This is a genomic window from Oleiphilus sp. HI0066 (assembly GCF_001635725.1).
Genome location: NZ_LWFH01001684.1, coordinates 1 through 1,078 on the forward strand (window position 1 = coordinate 1; position 1,078 = coordinate 1,078).

The following is a 1,078-nucleotide window of genomic DNA, read 5'->3' on the forward strand; positions in this document are numbered from 1 at the left end:
TTCGATAGGCGCATCTAAAGGAATGACTGCAGCAGGATTTCCTTTAAAAATCGTATCAGTAAATGCATCTACTTGATAAATATCGATGTTCATCAAAATACCTCTCCTTGCTTGGCCGAATAAAACATTATCCTAGCAATGAATAGGCGTAGAGTATCAATACACCTTTAAGGCAGTATAAGCAGTACAGATTTAGGGATGTTTTTCAGGTTTTGTGCGGCAATCCACGACACCGCTTCCTACGCTCAGTACACTTCACCTGATCAAAATAAAAAGTGCCATCAATATGATTTTTAAGAAAGCAGTCCTTACTCTCATTTTCATAAGTATCTCGCTCACCAGTACTGCCCTTACGGCTAATCAAACGGTAGGCGGAAAAGCCACAAACTTAATCCCTATTCTCGCCTGTGTTTGGGATCCTATCGGCAAAGCGGGCCCTGTCGGCCAGATCATGGCCGAAGCTAAGATTCATGCCGCGAACTGGGGCGTTGACCTCAGTTATGTGGTCTATGAGGACGAGCGCATTGCGATTGAAGAATTCAAATTAGGGCGCTGTGACGCAGTAAATATGCTGGGCTTTCGTGCTCGGGAGTTTAACTCCTTAACAGGAAGTCTCGGTGCGATTGGAGCAATCCCAAGTTACGAAGCTATGGGCATTGTCCTTAAATCTCTTTCTTCAAAGAAAGCTTCCAAACTTATGCGTAATGGTGAGTATGAGATTTTTGCGATCGGTCCAGCTGGCGCAATTTTCATGTTTACACGCGACAGAACAATTCTCCTTCCTGGTGACTTCGCTGGTAAAAGAATGGCAGTACTAGATGACATACCTGAGTCTGCTTATTTATCAAAGAAACACGGCATCACGCCAGTTAGCTCAACCATTTTCAATTCGATCTTAAAGTTCAATAACGGAAGTGTCGACCTTACCGCTGCTCCCGCAATCGTATACGAGCCATTTGAAATGCATAAAGGCTTGGAACCAAATGGCGGTATATACGAAGAGCCATTTTTGTTCATCACCATGCAAGTCGTTGCGCGATGGGAAAAGTTTCCTGAAGGATTTGCGCAAAAAGCACGT

Annotated in this window: 1 protein-coding gene; it reads left to right on the forward strand. The window is 44.0% G+C overall.

Features of this window, described 5'->3' with window-relative positions; translation table 11 throughout:
* Positions 1–286: 286 nt before the first annotated feature.
* A partial coding sequence (locus A3738_RS26330; protein ID WP_156504519.1) for a putative solute-binding protein occupies positions 287–1,078 on the forward strand: 792 nt, incomplete at its 3' end.